Source organism: Thermogymnomonas acidicola (assembly GCF_014646795.1).
Lineage (GTDB): Archaea > Thermoplasmatota > Thermoplasmata > Thermoplasmatales > Thermoplasmataceae > Thermogymnomonas > Thermogymnomonas acidicola.
Map to the genome: position 1 here is coordinate 572,454 of NZ_BMNY01000001.1, position 14,181 is coordinate 586,634.

Annotated in this window: 16 protein-coding genes; 7 read left to right on the forward strand and 9 right to left on the reverse strand. The window is 56.3% G+C overall.

Annotated features, from left to right (window positions below):
• Window positions 1–2 precede the first annotated feature (2 nt).
• From IEW66_RS02805 to IEW66_RS02815, 3 genes are all read right to left on the reverse strand, one after another.
• Window positions 3–758 (reverse strand): SDR family NAD(P)-dependent oxidoreductase, encoded by a 756-nt coding sequence (locus IEW66_RS02805; RefSeq protein ID WP_188680133.1) that lies wholly within the window; start codon window positions 756–758, stop codon window positions 3–5.
• Window positions 755–2,251: an APC family permease gene (locus IEW66_RS02810; protein WP_188680135.1), complete on the reverse strand. Its 1,497-nt coding sequence runs from the start codon at window positions 2,249–2,251 to the stop codon at window positions 755–757. The genes IEW66_RS02805 and IEW66_RS02810 overlap by 4 nt, the downstream gene beginning before the upstream one ends.
• A 181-nt stretch (window positions 2,252–2,432) precedes the next feature.
• A complete protein-coding gene (locus IEW66_RS02815) occupies window positions 2,433–3,521 on the reverse strand; it encodes a glucose 1-dehydrogenase (RefSeq protein WP_188680137.1) in 1,089 nt (362 codons plus the stop codon).
• 475 nt (window positions 3,522–3,996) lie between these two features.
• Between IEW66_RS02815 and IEW66_RS02820 the strand changes: the two genes are divergently transcribed.
• Window positions 3,997–4,695, forward strand: coding sequence for a glycosyltransferase family 2 protein (locus IEW66_RS02820; RefSeq protein ID WP_229657457.1), 699 nt, complete (start codon window positions 3,997–3,999; stop codon window positions 4,693–4,695).
• 1 nt (window position 4,696) lies between these two features.
• Here IEW66_RS02820 and IEW66_RS02825 read toward each other — a convergent pair whose 3' ends face one another.
• The 3 genes from IEW66_RS02825 to IEW66_RS02835 are packed head-to-tail and all read right to left on the reverse strand — an operon-like array spanning window position 4,697 to window position 6,327.
• Window positions 4,697–4,924: a hypothetical protein gene (locus IEW66_RS02825; protein WP_188680139.1), complete on the reverse strand. Its 228-nt coding sequence runs from the start codon at window positions 4,922–4,924 to the stop codon at window positions 4,697–4,699.
• Between the two features lie 47 nt (window positions 4,925–4,971).
• Window positions 4,972–5,286, reverse strand: coding sequence for an ArsR/SmtB family transcription factor (locus tag IEW66_RS02830; RefSeq protein WP_229657458.1), 315 nt, complete (start codon window positions 5,284–5,286; stop codon window positions 4,972–4,974).
• 45 nt (window positions 5,287–5,331) lie between these two features.
• Entirely contained in the window at window positions 5,332–6,327 is a 996-nt protein-coding gene (locus IEW66_RS02835; protein WP_188680141.1) for a nuclear transport factor 2-like protein, read from the reverse strand.
• Between the two features lie 186 nt (window positions 6,328–6,513).
• On the opposite strand from IEW66_RS02835, the gene IEW66_RS02840 reads away from it, so the two are divergent.
• Genes IEW66_RS02840 through sepF form a run of 4 tightly spaced genes read left to right on the forward strand, consistent with a single transcriptional unit; the run spans window position 6,514 to window position 10,197 of the window.
• Window positions 6,514–7,440, forward strand: coding sequence for an NAD(P)-dependent oxidoreductase (locus IEW66_RS02840; RefSeq protein ID WP_188680143.1), 927 nt, complete (start codon window positions 6,514–6,516; stop codon window positions 7,438–7,440).
• The gene (locus IEW66_RS02845; RefSeq protein WP_188680145.1) at window positions 7,437–8,564 is read left to right on the forward strand and encodes a pyridoxal-phosphate-dependent aminotransferase family protein; all 1,128 of its coding nucleotides are present in this window, start codon (window positions 7,437–7,439) and stop codon (window positions 8,562–8,564) included. The genes IEW66_RS02840 and IEW66_RS02845 overlap by 4 nt, the downstream gene beginning before the upstream one ends.
• 7 nt (window positions 8,565–8,571) lie before the next feature.
• Complete coding sequence (locus tag IEW66_RS02850; protein WP_188680147.1) at window positions 8,572–9,789, forward strand: MFS transporter; 1,218 nt, start codon at window positions 8,572–8,574, stop codon at window positions 9,787–9,789.
• A 45-nt stretch (window positions 9,790–9,834) separates the two neighbouring features.
• On the forward strand, window positions 9,835–10,197 hold the full coding sequence (sepF, locus tag IEW66_RS02855) for a cell division protein SepF (RefSeq protein ID WP_188680149.1): 363 nt from the start codon (window positions 9,835–9,837) through the stop codon (window positions 10,195–10,197).
• On the opposite strand, the gene IEW66_RS02860 is transcribed toward sepF, so the two are convergent.
• The gene (locus IEW66_RS02860) at window positions 10,181–11,500 is read right to left on the reverse strand and encodes an MFS transporter (RefSeq protein WP_188680151.1); all 1,320 of its coding nucleotides are present in this window, start codon (window positions 11,498–11,500) and stop codon (window positions 10,181–10,183) included. The two genes, sepF and IEW66_RS02860, sit on opposite strands and share 17 nt — an antisense overlap.
• 103 nt (window positions 11,501–11,603) lie before the next feature.
• On the opposite strand from IEW66_RS02860, the gene IEW66_RS02865 reads away from it, so the two are divergent.
• Both IEW66_RS02865 and IEW66_RS02870 read left to right on the forward strand, forming a co-directional pair.
• Window positions 11,604–13,025 carry an APC family permease gene (locus IEW66_RS02865; RefSeq protein ID WP_229657459.1) on the forward strand — a complete coding sequence of 474 codons (1,422 nt, stop codon included), beginning with the start codon at window positions 11,604–11,606 and terminating at the stop codon, window positions 13,023–13,025.
• Between the two features lie 39 nt (window positions 13,026–13,064).
• Window positions 13,065–13,292, forward strand: coding sequence for a hypothetical protein (locus IEW66_RS02870; RefSeq protein WP_229657460.1), 228 nt, complete (start codon window positions 13,065–13,067; stop codon window positions 13,290–13,292).
• A 2-nt stretch (window positions 13,293–13,294) separates the two neighbouring features.
• On the opposite strand, the gene IEW66_RS02875 is transcribed toward IEW66_RS02870, so the two are convergent.
• Both IEW66_RS02875 and IEW66_RS02880 read right to left on the reverse strand, forming a co-directional pair.
• Window positions 13,295–13,642, reverse strand: coding sequence for a hypothetical protein (locus tag IEW66_RS02875; protein WP_188680153.1), 348 nt, complete (start codon window positions 13,640–13,642; stop codon window positions 13,295–13,297).
• Window positions 13,643–13,673: 31 nt separating this feature from the next.
• Window positions 13,674–14,177, reverse strand: a complete 504-nt coding sequence (locus IEW66_RS02880; RefSeq protein WP_075057302.1) for an Lrp/AsnC family transcriptional regulator — start codon at window positions 14,175–14,177, stop codon at window positions 13,674–13,676.
• Window positions 14,178–14,181: the final 4 nt, after the last annotated feature.

Genomic DNA, 14,181 nt, shown 5'->3' on the forward strand with positions numbered 1-14,181 from the left:
GATCACTCCCCGCATATCTGCCCGCCGTCCACCACAATCTCCGTTCCCGTTATGAAGGAGGCCTCGTCAGATGCCAGAAATAGGACAGCGTTGGCCACATCCTGCGGCTGGCCGTACCTGCCCAGGGGGATTTTCCTTATGTATTTCTCTATCTCTTCCTCAGGAGTCCCGGCCTCCCTCTGTATCTCTGTCATTATGAAGCCGGGGCAGACGGAGTTCACCCTTATGCCGGACCCTGCAAGTTCAAGGGCCAGGGTCTTTGTCAGTGTAATGATGCCACCCTTCGCTGCGTTGTAGTGTGCCAGCCCCACCTCACCCCTGAGGCCGTTCGTGGAGGATATGTTCACTATCGACCCCCCACCCCTCATCATGGGCAGCAGGGCCTTCGTGACCAGGAAGGTCCCGCTCAGATCGGTCTCCAGGACCCTCCTCCAGCTCTCGTAGGTAATGTCCTCGAACCTCTCGTACCTGGAGATGCCGGCGTTGTTCACCAGTACGTGCAGGGTGCCACTGAAGTGTTCTTTCACTGCACGCGAGAAACTCTCCACGCTCCCAGGGTCTGACACGTCGCAGTGGAAGAACCTGCACCCGCCTCTGAGGGCCATCTCCACCTCTGAGCCCCTCTCCCTGTTAATGTCGCAGAAGGCCACCTGTGCCCCCTCTCTCAGGAAGGTCTCCACTATTGCCCTGCCTATTCCCCTGGCCCCACCGGTGACGACGCATTTCTTTCCCTCAAGCCTTAACCGCGGCCCGCTCACCTCTCGCCCCCCTCCCTGCCAGCCTCTGCCACCATGTAGCTGACAACGCTCTCTCCGAGCTCGCCCTTCCTGGCCTTGTAGAGCGTGTAGGCGATCACACCGACCACTATGAGCAGGGCCATGACAACGAACCCGAAGTACGGTTCCACCAGGTTCCCTATTATGCCCTCATAGAACGTGTAGACGAAGAGGGCTGTGCCGCCTATGGGCACCACGAGGCCTGAGAGCACCTTCCTCGCTGTGGAGAACTTTATCTCCCTGTGCCTGGAAAGGAAGGCATAGAGGCCGAACTCGGGCACGAAGTGGTGGAAGTACCACAGGATGGTCGATGTTGTCCCTGCAACGAAGAAGCCAAGGCTGACCGTGTCCGCGTTGTACCCGTATACCTTGACAAGGACTGCAGCCACAACGAGCACTGTGAAGAGGGCGAACGCGAAGTTCACCATGGCTGCCCTCCTCGGTACCTGCGTCTTCTCGTCAAGTTTCCTCAGCCACTGGCTCTTGATGAAGTTGTCCCTGGACATTGCCCAGAGCAGCCTCGCCTGGGAGCCGCCTCCAGCCCCGTAGGCTATCATCGATACCACAAGAATGAACATGTTCAGGCCCACCAGGACACCGGCAGGGATGTAGTGTATCCAGGTGACAAGCTGCGGTATGGAGGCCTGGCCCACGTTCGCCAGGTCGCTCTTGGGCACAGAGACCACCTCCGAATAAGCACTGAGTGCTATGACAACCGCGGAGATCGTGAGGCCAACGTAGACCGCCTTCCAGAGGGTGCGCCTCGCCTGGACACCCTCCTCACCGTAGAAGAGGGCTGCGCCATAGCCTGCGAAGAGGTAGAAGCCAAGCACCGCTGTGGCAAGGGCTATGCCGGTGAAGCCGGATGGGCTGTTGGCAGGGTTTATGTAATATGCGGAGTTGTAGGGGCTCCTGGCAATAACATATATGGTAAAGGCTGTGACCAGCACTGTGGTGGCCACCATAACGATTACGAGTATCCTGCTCAGCAGCCTTGCTGGCTGGATCGTCATGACCAGGGTGATGACAAGTGTGAGGACGCATATGAGCAGCCAGAACCATATGGGGAGCATGATGCCGTAGATTATGTAAACAGTGTCTATTGCAAGCCACCCTATGAAGAAGGCGTTGGCCATCTGCCAGAAGTTGTAGAAGAAGTAGTTGGAGAGAGATGTGAACTTGCCAGCCTTCCTGCCGAAACCGAGCTCTGCCAGGCCGTAGTAACCGCCTGCGAACGGGGCGATCCTCGTGTACTCCAGTATGGGGAGGGAGACGAGGACGAAGAGCAGGTAGCCCAGGATCACGGGCCACATGGCGGCGGGCCCCGCATCCCCAATGAACGATGCAATCTCTATTGGGCCGATTATGGCCAGCACACCTGCAAGGGTGAGCATGACCATGCCCGCGAAGCTCACGGAGTTCCTCCTCAGGCCTGTGGTGTTCGAAACGTTGTTCTGCACGGGACTCCGATACATATACTACATATTCAATACTTTCGTATAAAATAGTAAATTAGAGGTAAAACTTGAAACACTGACACTCTTTGTCACTGTAATAGTAAATCCAAGCCTTTCAAAAGTTATTACGGAGTGCGCCATGGAGTCTGGTATAAAAACATGGATTATTTTTATGGATATGTAAGGAAAGAATTTAGGCTCAGGACCACCTTATCTTAACCTTGATCTCACCCGGCGTCTTTGAGGTCAGGGCCTCCCTGACACTGTCCCTCTCTGTATGGTCCAGTACCCTTGTTATCAGGAGGGATGTGGCAACGGGGAACATGACCTTCCAGGCGGCGAGCCTGTTCATTGCACTCTGGAAGTGGGGCTTCTGGCCGTTGATCAGGCCGACCACGGCTATGGACCTGTACACGAGGTTCTGCAGGTCGGTGTGGGAGAAGGATGCGTACCCGGACCTGGGGAAGCCGAAGAGGCCAAGCACGCCGTTGTTCTTTATGATCCCGAGGAGCTGCGGGAGCATCGATGCATCCGCGCCCGAGGCCTCGAAGACCAGGTCGAACTCCCCGTGCTTATCCCTGAGGGCCGAGTAACCTGAACTGGAATTGTAATATGTTATGTCCGCATCGTCGAATATCTTTTGCTCCTCCCTGCTTGGCTCCCTGACGTTTGAGATGAAGACGCCGAGCCCGTAGGAGCGGAGAAGGAGCGATGTAAGTATGCCTATGGGGCCTGTGCCGACAACGAGGGCCTTCCTGCACCCAAGGCTGCCGTCCGGGCACTTCCAGGGCAGCCTGTTCTGCACCTGCATTACCTCCTCCATAGACTTCTCAAGGTCGGATAGTGGCTGGGCCATCACCGCTATGTCCTCTATCCCCCTCGGCACCCTCACAAGGTACCTCTCCTCGTCCCAGTATGTTTCCCTCATGAACCCGTGCATCCCTTTTATTCCGGCCTCCACGAAGCCGCCAGTCTCGCAGAAATCTGGCCTGCCGTTCAGGCATGCGAGGCAGTGCCCGCAGCCCCTCCTGTTCACGGGCATCACAAGGTCTCCCTTCCTTATGCTCTCCCCGTCCTCCTGGACAACCCCTATGGCCTCGTGGCCAAGCACCATGAAACTGCTCCCCCTGGGCAGGCTCGCTGAAGCCATCTGCCCGTTGACGATCTCCCTGTCAGTGCCGCATATCCCTGTCTCCCTTATTCTGACAGGTATGCCTGTACCGTCCTCCTCCTGAAAGTCCACGTACTCGATGCCCTTCTTCGGCGGCGAAACAACTATGGCCTGCATGGCGTGGTATTGGTTATCACAGATTTATTCCTTTTCCGATCGTGTGGAATTGAACGGCAGACCCCTGCTGTGGCTATCCCGCTACTTCCCACATGGGTTTGGTCTCCTTACATTGTGTCCATCCATTGGGCAGGCACCGGGCACTGCAGGCCTTAAGCGGGTTTCAGGTGGTGGGGAAACCGTGGCCTGGGGGGAAACCGGACCCGGGGGGTAGAGCTGTCGATTCCAGCCTGTCCACGGGCGTTCAGGTCGGTGAGAGACGCTGCCAGGGCCTCTGGGCAACGCTCACGGCACTCCAGGGGCCAGTGCCTATGGGAACATTTTTATGCACACCTATTATGTTATTCTATGCCAGTACGCTGCATTGCCACACACACTATCAGAGGGAGCAGCCACACAGGGAAGGGCAGGGAAGCGGAGGACCTCATGAAGGGCCATGCGCACCAATTAGTGCCTGCCTGGAAGGGGCAACCAGGTGAGCAGTGAGTCCTCGCGCAACGGGGGTTACCTGGCCTTGAAGATCAGCGCAGTCATACCCACGATCAACGAGGAGAAGACCATCGGTGATGTCATATCAGGCCTGCGGCGGTCTGGCGTTGAGGAGATAATAGTTGTGGATACGAACTCCACGGACAGGACAAGGGACATAGCCAGGTCGCTGGGAGCCAAGGTTATAGAGGAGCCCAGGAGGGGCTACGGGCGTGCGTACAAGACAGGCCTTATGCACGTAACCGGGGACATAGTGGTGTGCCTTGACGGGGACGGCACATACCCAGCGGATCTTGTTGGGCCACTCGTGCAGCTCCTCATAATCAACGGTGTGGACTTCATTTCATGCGACAGGATGACCCTCAGGACACCAAAGAACTACACAACGCTTCACTTTGTGGGGAACACCGTCCTGAACAAGACCATGTCGCTGCTCTTCAAGTGCTCTCTCAGGGACTCGCAGAGCGGCATGTGGGTCTTCAGGAGGGAGATATACATGAAGATGAAGCATTTGAGCGACGGGATGTCGTTCTCGCAGGACATAAAGATAGAGGCGATAAGGAACGGCACCCTCATAGAGGTGCCGATAAGGTACGGCGTGAGGGTCACCAAGCCAAAGCTGAAGACCTGGAGGGACGGATTCCATAACCTGATTCACCTATTCATAAAAAGGGTGAATAACTGAATCACTGGCTTATGGCCCTGTACATGACTGCGTATGCCGCCAACCCCACCACGTTTATGGCGAGCAGCAGGAGCGCCAGGTACCTCCCGAAGGTCATGGAGAGGTGCACGTAGACCACTAGGGACACGATTGATTCGATCAGGAAGAGCGCTGAGAATAGAACCATGCCTAGCATGGCCCTGGCCTGCAGCCTGCTGTAAGACCTCGCAAGGCTGACCGTGATGATCAAGAGGAGCAGCAGCTCGACCGCAATTATCCCTATGTTTATACTCCAGATTATTCCCGTCTCTTCCCCCTCCTTATCATCTCCTCCAGCTCTCCGAAGCCCTTCTCCATCTGGCCGGAGAGGAAGTAAACCTTTCCGTAACCGTTGCCCTGGGTGACAACCAGGCGGTTTTCCTCAAGCACCTTCAGGTGGTGCTCCACTGTCCTGTAGTTAAGGTCAAGTGCCCTGCATATCCTGTTAATATTCGAAGGCTCCTCCCTTATGAACCTGGCTATCCTCAGCCTTGTTTCACCTCCCCTCGTGGCCACGAACAGCCACCAGAGAAGCCTCTTGAAGTCTGTATCGAAATGGTCATCACCGGGCAATTCTAAAATGCATATGGAAAAAATAATTTAAGGTTCGCAGTGACCTCAGACCTTGCTTAGGGGTCCCTTGCCAGTTATCTGGAAGGTCTCCATGTATATCATGAAGGGCATCTGGCCGCTGCTCTGCTGGAAACCAGTGTTCAGGTAGGTTATGCTGTACGAGACGTTTATGTAGTCAAACTGGCTTGTGTTCGTTGCGTTCTGCACCACGAACTGCACAGTTGCCTGCACGTGTGCCATGTCTCCGCTTACCTGCACAACTGGCGGCTGCTCCGTGTAGAACCAGACTGCGCTCCAGAGCGCGAAGAACTTGTTCCAGGTCTCATTTATGGCGGCATAGCCATGGTACACGCCGTTGAGCGGTCCTCCGACCCAGTTGAGAGTGGCGTTGCTGAGGTACTCCTGCATCACAGACGTGTTGTTTTCAATCGCAATGTTGTTCCAGTGCTCGAACGCCTCTGCTGTCACCTGGTTTACCAGTGAGGACTCCTCCTGGAGTGATATGTAGCCTGTGCCCACTATGTGCCACACCTCACCAGTTATGAGCCAGTTCTGCCCGGACTTTGTGTAGTTCAGCGTGTAGCTTATGTTCAGGTACTGCACCTGCTGTGGCTCTGAGAACGGTGTGAGAACGAACTGGTTCATGCTGAGCACCTGTGCCATGTTGCCCGAGACACTCACGCTCGGTGGCGTTATGGTGTAGAACCAGACCGCGCTCCAGATGGCGAAGAACTTGTCCCATGTGTTGGTGATGTTCTGCACCCCTGTGTAGGTCCCGCTCAGTGGGCCACCGATCCAGTGCAGGGTAGCATTGCTTGCATACTGGGGGGCCAGAAGGGAAGCGTTCTCTATGGCTATGTAGTCCCAGTGTGCGTACGCGTCATCCAGCACCACCGATGCCTGCACGTTGCTGTAGCTGGTCTTCAGGTTGCTGTATGAGCTGGCTGTCTTCGAGTACTCCATGTAGGAGTAGCCGAAGAGCCCGGCCAGGGCAACTGCCACAACAGCCACCACGACCAGGGATACGAGTATCTTGTTCATACTCCAGCCAGCCCCTCCCATCGATATCTTCTTTTCTCAGATTCATATGCAAATCTCCCGCAGATATCCCCTGAATCCCTCAGGGGCGCTGGATCTCTGGCTGTACCCTTATCCGGACACACAAAAATATCCAATTTATTTCATGAAATTTTATATTATAGAAAGGCTACCATGTCTGGTCACGGTATGTCATGGAGGGTTCTTGTCTCGGATGAGGTCGATCAGGTACTCCTCTCAACCCTGGAGGACAGCGGAATGCATGTGGACTACAGGCCAGATATTGAAAGGCAGGACCTGGTATCGTCCGTCGGCGGCTACAACGTCCTAGTTGTCAGGAGCAGGACAAGGGTGGACAGGGAGGTCATAGACGCAGGGCGCGCGCTGAAGGTCATAGCCAGGGCAGGTATAGGCCTGGACACCATAGACACGGAATATGCCAGGTCAAAGGGCATCAAGGTCGTCTTTGCCCCAGGCTCATCCACAAGGTCGGTAACCGAGCTCACATTCGCAGCCTTCCTATCCATCTCCAGGTCATTCTGCACCCTCTCCACAATGGCGAGGGAGGGGAAGTTCCTCAAGAAAACCGGCCGGGAGGTCTCGGGGAAGACGCTAGGCATAATAGGCTTTGGCAGGATAGGCCAGGACATAGCGTCCGTGGCATCTGCCTTCGGCATGGAAGTCCTTGCATACGATGTTGTGAGGAACGAGGAGGCGGCGGAGAGGCTGGGTGTATCGCTGGTCGCACTGGAAGACCTCCTCAGGGGATCGGACTACATATCGATCAACGTGACGGTGAGCCCTGGCCAGCCCCCCCTCATCGGGAAGAAGGAGTTCTCCGCCATGGGCAGGAGGCCGGTGATATCGAACACCAGCAGGGCCGCCGCCGTGGACGGAAATGCCCTACTGGAGGCACTGAAGAGTGGAGTGGTCAGTGTTTATTACACGGATGTGATGTGGAATGAGCCTCCAAGGGAAAAGTTCGAGATGGATCTCCTGAGGATGGAGAACTTCGTCGTCACGCCACACATAGGCGCCCAGACAGAGGAGGCCAAGAGGAGGGTCGCGATGGAGACTGCCAGCAACATAGTGAAGGCCTGGAGGGGAGAGATATGATGCTCATACCCGGGCCCGTAGAGGTGCCAGCAAGCGTGCAGGCGAGGGCCACCATGGTGCTAAATCACAGGTCTGGGGAGTTCAGGGAAATAGTGCGCTCCATAGAGGAGAGGCTCAACAGGTTCACCGGGGCAGAGAGGAGCGTCGTCACCACTGGCTCCGGCACACTCGCCGTCGAATCCATGGTCTTCTCGATACTCAGGAAGGGCGACAGGGTTGTGGCCGCCCAGAACGGCGAGTTCAGCAGGCGCCTAGTCCTCTCACTGAGGAGGAGGGGCGTGGACCTGAAGGTCGTGGACTCCGGTGAGGCTGGGGCAATCGGTGTGGAAAGCATCCTCGCGGCTGCAGAGGAGTGGGGCGCCACTTACGTCGCCCTTGTGCACAATGAGACTGGAAATGGCACGGCCATCAGGGACATAAACTCCGTTGCATCCCACCTGAGTGCCAGGGGGATAAGGGTGCTTGTGGACTCCGTGTCAGGCTTCGGCGGTATGCCGGTATCGGTAGGGGCAGGGATATACGCGATGGCAACCTGCAGCCAGAAGGGCATAGCCTCTGTTCCAGGCCTCGGAATAGTGTGCCTCTCCGGTGAGGCGGCCTCTGAGATAAGGGCAGCAGAGGACATCCCCGCGTACATGGACCTGAGCGAGAGTCTGAGGTTCCTTGAGAGGAACGAGACACCATTCACACCGGCCACAGGTGCATTTGCTGCGCTTGAGAGGGCACTGGAGCTCCTGGAGTACGAGGGCCTTGGCAGGAGGATAGAGAGGCACCACGCATGCGCGGAGCTCCTCAGGTCCGGCATAAGGGATCTCGGCCTATCCCTCTACGGGAACGAGGAGAACTACTCCGATACTGTGGTGGCGATAAGGGACCCAGAGGCCTCAAAGTCAACGGCCCTGCTCGCCGCGAAGGGCATAACGGTCTCCAGGGGGATGGGGCAGCTGTCTGAGAGCATGGTCAGGGTGGGCAACATGGGTATCGTTGACGGTCACAGGATACTCGCTTTCCTGAGGGCGTACGCGGAGGTGAAGGGCAGGCACCTGGACCTGGACGAGGAACAGTTACCGGACAGCTGCTTGCTTCCAGATGGCCTGGTCAGTGAGGCCGGACAGACGGGCTGATGCGGGTATGGAGGTAGGCAGGAGGGCGCTGCTGTTCACATCGCTTGCTCACTTCCTGAACGACGGCACCACACTCCTTTTCCCCGTGCTCCTCACCTACTATGTTGAGATCCCGGGGACGTCTGTAACAGTCCTGGGGCTCATGGCGGTGATCTACAACGTCATATCTGGCCTGTTCAGCGCACCGGTTGGAGTGGTGGCTGACAGGATCGACCGTGACAATGTCCTGATCTCCACTGGACTGCTGCTCAATGCACTGGCCATATTCATATTCGCCCTCCCGTTCCTGTTCGAGAGGTTCGCCCTGTACCTGATAGTTGCAGGCGTCGCCTCGCTGGGCTTCGGGCAGTCATTCTACCACCCCGTGGGCGCAAGCGTACTATCAGGCGTGTACAGGAAGGGTGGCGGCGCGCCAAGGGCCATGGGCATCAACGGTTCATTTGGCAGCCTGGGGCGTGCCATAACGCCCCTGCTCATAGTGTCCCTCATTGCCCTCCTGAGGCCCTCACACTCCCTCTTCATACTCGCAGGCTACACTGCGGTCGGAGGGGTCGCTGTGCTCCTGGGCCTCAGGCGTGTGAGGAGGTCTGCTCCCTCGGCTAACAGGGGGGAGAGGAAGAGGGTGCCGCTGGGCAGGTACAGGTCATTTATCCTACTCCTCACCTCGCTGGTTTTCATTAGGTCCATGTTCCTCCTTGGATCAACAACGTTCGTGCCAGACTACCTGGATCTTATCTACGGGAGCAAGGCCCTTATGGGGGACCTCCTAACCACCTCAATGGTCATAGCGGTTATGGGCCAGCCGTTCTTTGGCCATGTGGTGACTAGGATAGGGGGCAAGGCCACTGTCATGATCACGTTCATCCTGTCAACACTGTTCTTCACCCTCTTCATGTACTATTCAAAGTCCGTCATCCTCGCCGGTGTGTTCTACTCGCTGTTCGCCTTCACAGCATACACCCAGTTCCCGGTGCTCCTCGGGTACGTGGGGCGTGTGGTCCCCAGGGAGGTCAACACCACCTCCAACTCAATGGTCTGGGGCGTAGGGCAGACGGTTGGCGGCGCAGCTGGAATTGCCTTCATCTCCCTCATGGATAAGGTCATCCCCCTCTGGACTGCCATCTGGTTCTCAATACTCTTCGCTGTAGTCACTTCATTCATTATGCCCCTGCTGCCATCCGACAGGGGGGAGCCCGTGGCCGACGGCGGTGCCTTGAAGGCATGATGTGAAAAGATATTATTGGGCGTAAACATGAGAGAATGATAGGGGATGCCACTGTTCAGGAGGAGGGGCCAGGAAGAGAGTCAGAGGGAGCCAAGGAGGTTCATAGACCTCAACGACGTGAAGGTGGAGGACGAGGAGGAGAGGCCGGTCTCATACGTTAGGGTCGCGGAGGTCAGGAGGACGGACGACCTCGGGCGCGTAAGGGACCTCGTGCACAGTGGGAACATTGTGATAGTGGACTGTACCCTTGTCTCCTCCGACGAGGTGGTGCTGAAGAGGATAATGGACGAGATGAGGATAATAAGCAGGGACGCCAACGGGGACGTGGCGGGCCTGTCAAAGTCACTCTTCGTTCTGACCCCGCAGGGGATAAAGATAGACAGGAACAAGATCAGGAGCCAGGTTTGACACCAGTCCCGCCTGGCTGCCCCCTTATGGCGGAGTCTATGTTCATCCTGAGTATCACTGCGGTGCCAACGACCACTATGGCCGCAGCAGCTATGAAGTCGTAGGAGTAACCGACGTACTGTGCCATGTATCCAGATATGAAGGAGCCCGCGATCTGGCCTATCCCCAGGAAGGAGTTGTAGAGGCCCACTGCCCAGCCCCTTGTCTCCTGGTCGGCCATCCTGGTTACCGCTGTCACCTGCCCCATGCCTATGAAGCTCCAGAGGCCACCTATTATGCTGTAGAATGCGACCATCACGTACATCCAGAGGTGAGTGGGGGCTGCAAGCATGGCGATCACGGAGCTTGCAGAGAATATTAGGATCCTACTCCCGAGGGCCAGGGAGAGTGCCCTGGATATGCCTGATTTCCTGACCATCCTCCCCGCCGGAACGTATGTGAGTGCGGTCATGGCACTGTTTCCCATGTACATCAGGAATACGATCAGCTGTGATGCTCCGTACCTGTCCACAAGGTACACCGGGTAAGGCACAAGGAACACCTGGAAGCCCACCATCAGGAGGCAGGCGCACGCTATGGTGGCCCACAGTTTTCCGGGCAGGTGCCTTGCGTTGCCTTCCCTGTAGGCAATGAAGTGCACTATGTGGCTCGGTGAGAAACGGTTCCTCTCGAGCACGCGTATGGAGAAGATGGAGGAGAGCCTCCTCCTCTCGAGTTTCTTCTCCGACTCCCTGAGGAGGAGGGCTGCCGAAATGGCTGAGACCAGGTAAATGGCTGATGAGTACACGTAAACCATTGTGAGTGCTCCGGGACTGCTGTTGATGAACGTTAACATGGTGCCCAGGCCCAGGCCTATGACCGTGCCCACGGCAGAGAGCATGTTGAACATGGCCATGACGTTGGGCCACAGCCTCTCCTCAGTGTTCTCCGCTATCAGGACCGTGGCCACGGGCACACTGGCGTTCGCAAGCACCTGGTAGAGCACGAGCACACCTATGTAGTCGTACACGTTCCTGACGAGGAGTATCAGGATAAGTGAGAGGAACGATCCTGCGAAACCAACTATGATGAAGGGCTTCCTGGCCTTTGTCCTGTCGGATAGGTTTCCCCACAGTATCAGGGAGGGGACAGATGCAGCCGAAGAGAGGGCGCTTGCCAGGCCCACATAGAAGACCGTGGAATGCAACAGGAGGACCGTATAGAGCGGGACCAGGGGCGATATTATGCCGGAGGCAACGTTGGAAAGGAGGTAGCTCGCAAACCACTTTCTCTCATAGGCGCCCCTGCCGGCCTCAGTGTTCATCCATGGGTCTCTGCCCGTAACTTCAGCCTGTATAATTTTATTTCTACCCTGGGTGCGTCTCCGGGAGCAAAGCCTATATTTACATGTTACAGATCAGGCTGGCGTGACACAGTCTATCAGTAACGATTCACTTCCCAGGGGAGTGATAGGCCAGTTCAGGCTGGTGTGGCAGGCCATGGGAGCCCTATCCATAGCTGCTGACGCTGCTTACCTCCTCACCGGGGTGGCCCTGTTCGCCCTGGGTGCCACTCCCCTGTCCATACTCCTCGGTGTCATATTCTACCTCTTCATAATGAACACCGGCTACCAGTTCTCAAAGTTCGTATCTTCCGCAGGCTCCTATTACAAGTTCGCGGCTCTGTCCCTGGGCGGTACGGTTGGCACATTCCAGGCCTGGAACATGATATTCTACACAACCCTGGGCTACGGGTCCTTCGGATTCCTCGGCCTGGCATCGTTCATAACTCTCATAGACCCCAAATACTCTCTTCCTGAGTTCTGGATACCGGTTGCTGTTGCTGCGGCGCTGGTATCGTTCCTTCTCACTTACTTCGGGATAAGGGCATCCACGGACTACCAGATACTGGGGGGCCTGATAGAGGTGGGCGTCATAATAGCAGGCTCCATCGCTATAATAGTGTCAGCGGGCCACAGCAACACGCTTGAGGTCTTCACCACCTCACTCCTCCCCGGCGGAGTGTCTCAGCTCTTCTACTCGATGATCTACTCCGTTGTCCTCTTTTTCGGAACCACGCTTTCAGTGACGTCCCTGGCAGAGGAAACAAGGGAACCGGAGAAGTCCGTGACCCGCGCACTGATAACCACAACGGTGATTGCAGGGTTCACTCTGGTCCTTGTCTCCTACGCTTTCACCGTTGGCTGGGGGCCACGCGATATGTCATCGTTTGCAACCTCTCCGGACCCTGGCCTCATCCTATTCAGGGAACACGGCGTGTTGCTCTACGCCCTCCTCATCGCAGTTACGGTGAACAGCTTCATGGGATACAACATAGCGGTGAGCAACTCCAACTCCAGGGTCTACTACACCTTCGCCAGGGACGGCATACTCTTCCTCCCCAGGTCGCTGGCCAGGGTGCACAGCAGGTACGGCTCACCCCATGTATCGGCCACGTTTGTCCTTGTCGCCTCCCTTGTGGTCGCACTGGCCTTCGGCCTCGCCTTCGGGCCGGCAGAGGGTGGCCTCCTCATGCTGTACGCGAACGGTTACTGTGCATACCTTGAGCACATTGTAGCCTCCATCGGCCTCCCAGTCATGGCCAGGAAGCGCGGGCAGTTCCGTGTGGTGCAGCACCTATTGTTCCCGGCGGTAGCGGTTGGTGTCCTGGGAGCGGTCATATTCTTCTCATTCTACCCGTCACCTCCCGCTTATCCCTTTGACCTCGCTGCATACATAGGCGTTGCATGGATACCGTTCTCCGCCATCATGGCAACTGTGGAGTACAGGCTGCACCCAGAAAGGGTTCTGGCAGCCGGTAGGGCGCCATCAGAAGCAGGTGGGGAGTGATCGAAATAGTTTTATAGAAGTTTTTACTTATATATATCGGTGGTAACAATGCGCTGGGCCTTCGGGATTCCGGGCATTGTACTGCTGGTGGTGGGTGTAGTACTCGCCATACTGGGTGGAGTCAGGGTCCTCCATCCGATGCTCTGGTACATGGTGCCCGGCATCGTCGTGGCAGTGGTCGGCGCTGCCCTGACGGCACTGGGCTGGATTGGCTGGGGAAAGAAGTCTCAGAACGTTGCTGGCAACCAGAAGGCCGGCACAACATGAGCTCACTTCTTTCCCTGGCTCTCCTTTTTTGCCTGCAAGGGCTTCACGTCGAACTTCACCCCTATCCTCTTGTTTATCATGTCCAGGTTCTTGATGACCTGCAGGCTGAACCTTTCAAGTTCCTCCGTACTTATCCCTAGCGCGTATGTTTCATGGTGCGGGGCGCTGGCCGTAGGGCCCTCATCACTCTCTCCCTTTCCAGTTCCTCCCGATACCTCGAATCCCGCATCCACAGCCCTGGGGGTGTTATCGACCTCAACCTTCCTGCCCCTCATGGAGGCCAGGCTGTAAGCCCAAAGGCAAATTGAAACTACGGAGAGGGCAATGGCAACTATGCTGATGTACTCCATGAGCTGAAGATTCGGAGTGGATTAAAATTTATCACTCGTTGCCAACGGAGGCATACTTGAGCGATTCACCCACATCTTCCTTTATTATCTTGAGAGCTATGGTCGTGTCACTCCTCTCCACGCCCTCGGTCTTGCTGAGCTCGTTCACGATCTGTTCCAGCTCGCTCTTCGTCTTAGTCCTTATGAGCACAACGAAGTCATTTATGCCGAGGACGAAGTAGACCGCCCAGACACCCTTTATCTTCGATATCCTCTTGCCAACCTCCTCCGCGTACTCTGGCCCGTACTTGGCCTTTATCAGGGAAATCGCTGTTATCTGGTTATCCACATAGTCCTTGTTGATTATCGGGATTATGCCCTGGAGGAAGTTGGCATCGCGCATCTTCTTGAGCCTGTTGTGCACCGTTGACTTTGAGATGCCAACCCTGTCCGCCAGAGACTGCAGGTTGGTGTCCTTGATATCAAACATTGCCTCAAGGATCTTCTTATCGGTCTCGTCAATAATAGTGTTGTAGTCTGTCGCCTTTGTTTCCATTGCA

Bases quoted from the DNA above. Each gene is read 5' to 3' on its own strand.
- IEW66_RS02875 (WP_188680153.1), bottom strand. From the start codon at position 13,642: ATGGAGTACATCAGCATAGTTGCCATTGCCCTCTCCGTAGTTTCAATT.
- IEW66_RS02860 (WP_188680151.1), bottom strand. From the start codon at position 11,500: ATGAACACTGAGGCCGGCAGGGGCGCCTATGAGAGAAAGTGGTTTGCG.
- IEW66_RS02810 (WP_188680135.1), bottom strand. From the start codon at position 2,251: ATGTATCGGAGTCCCGTGCAGAACAACGTTTCGAACACCACAGGCCTG.
- IEW66_RS02845 (WP_188680145.1), top strand. From the start codon at position 7,437: ATGATGCTCATACCCGGGCCCGTAGAGGTGCCAGCAAGCGTGCAGGCG.
- IEW66_RS02840 (WP_188680143.1), top strand. From the start codon at position 6,514: ATGTCATGGAGGGTTCTTGTCTCGGATGAGGTCGATCAGGTACTCCTC.
- IEW66_RS02815 (WP_188680137.1), bottom strand. From the start codon at position 3,521: ATGCAGGCCATAGTTGTTTCGCCGCCGAAGAAGGGCATCGAGTACGTG.
- IEW66_RS02880 (WP_075057302.1), bottom strand. From the start codon at position 14,177: ATGGAAACAAAGGCGACAGACTACAACACTATTATTGACGAGACCGAT.
- IEW66_RS02835 (WP_188680141.1), bottom strand. From the start codon at position 6,327: ATGAACAAGATACTCGTATCCCTGGTCGTGGTGGCTGTTGTGGCAGTT.
- IEW66_RS02850 (WP_188680147.1), top strand. From the start codon at position 8,572: ATGGAGGTAGGCAGGAGGGCGCTGCTGTTCACATCGCTTGCTCACTTC.
- sepF (WP_188680149.1), top strand. From the start codon at position 9,835: ATGCCACTGTTCAGGAGGAGGGGCCAGGAAGAGAGTCAGAGGGAGCCA.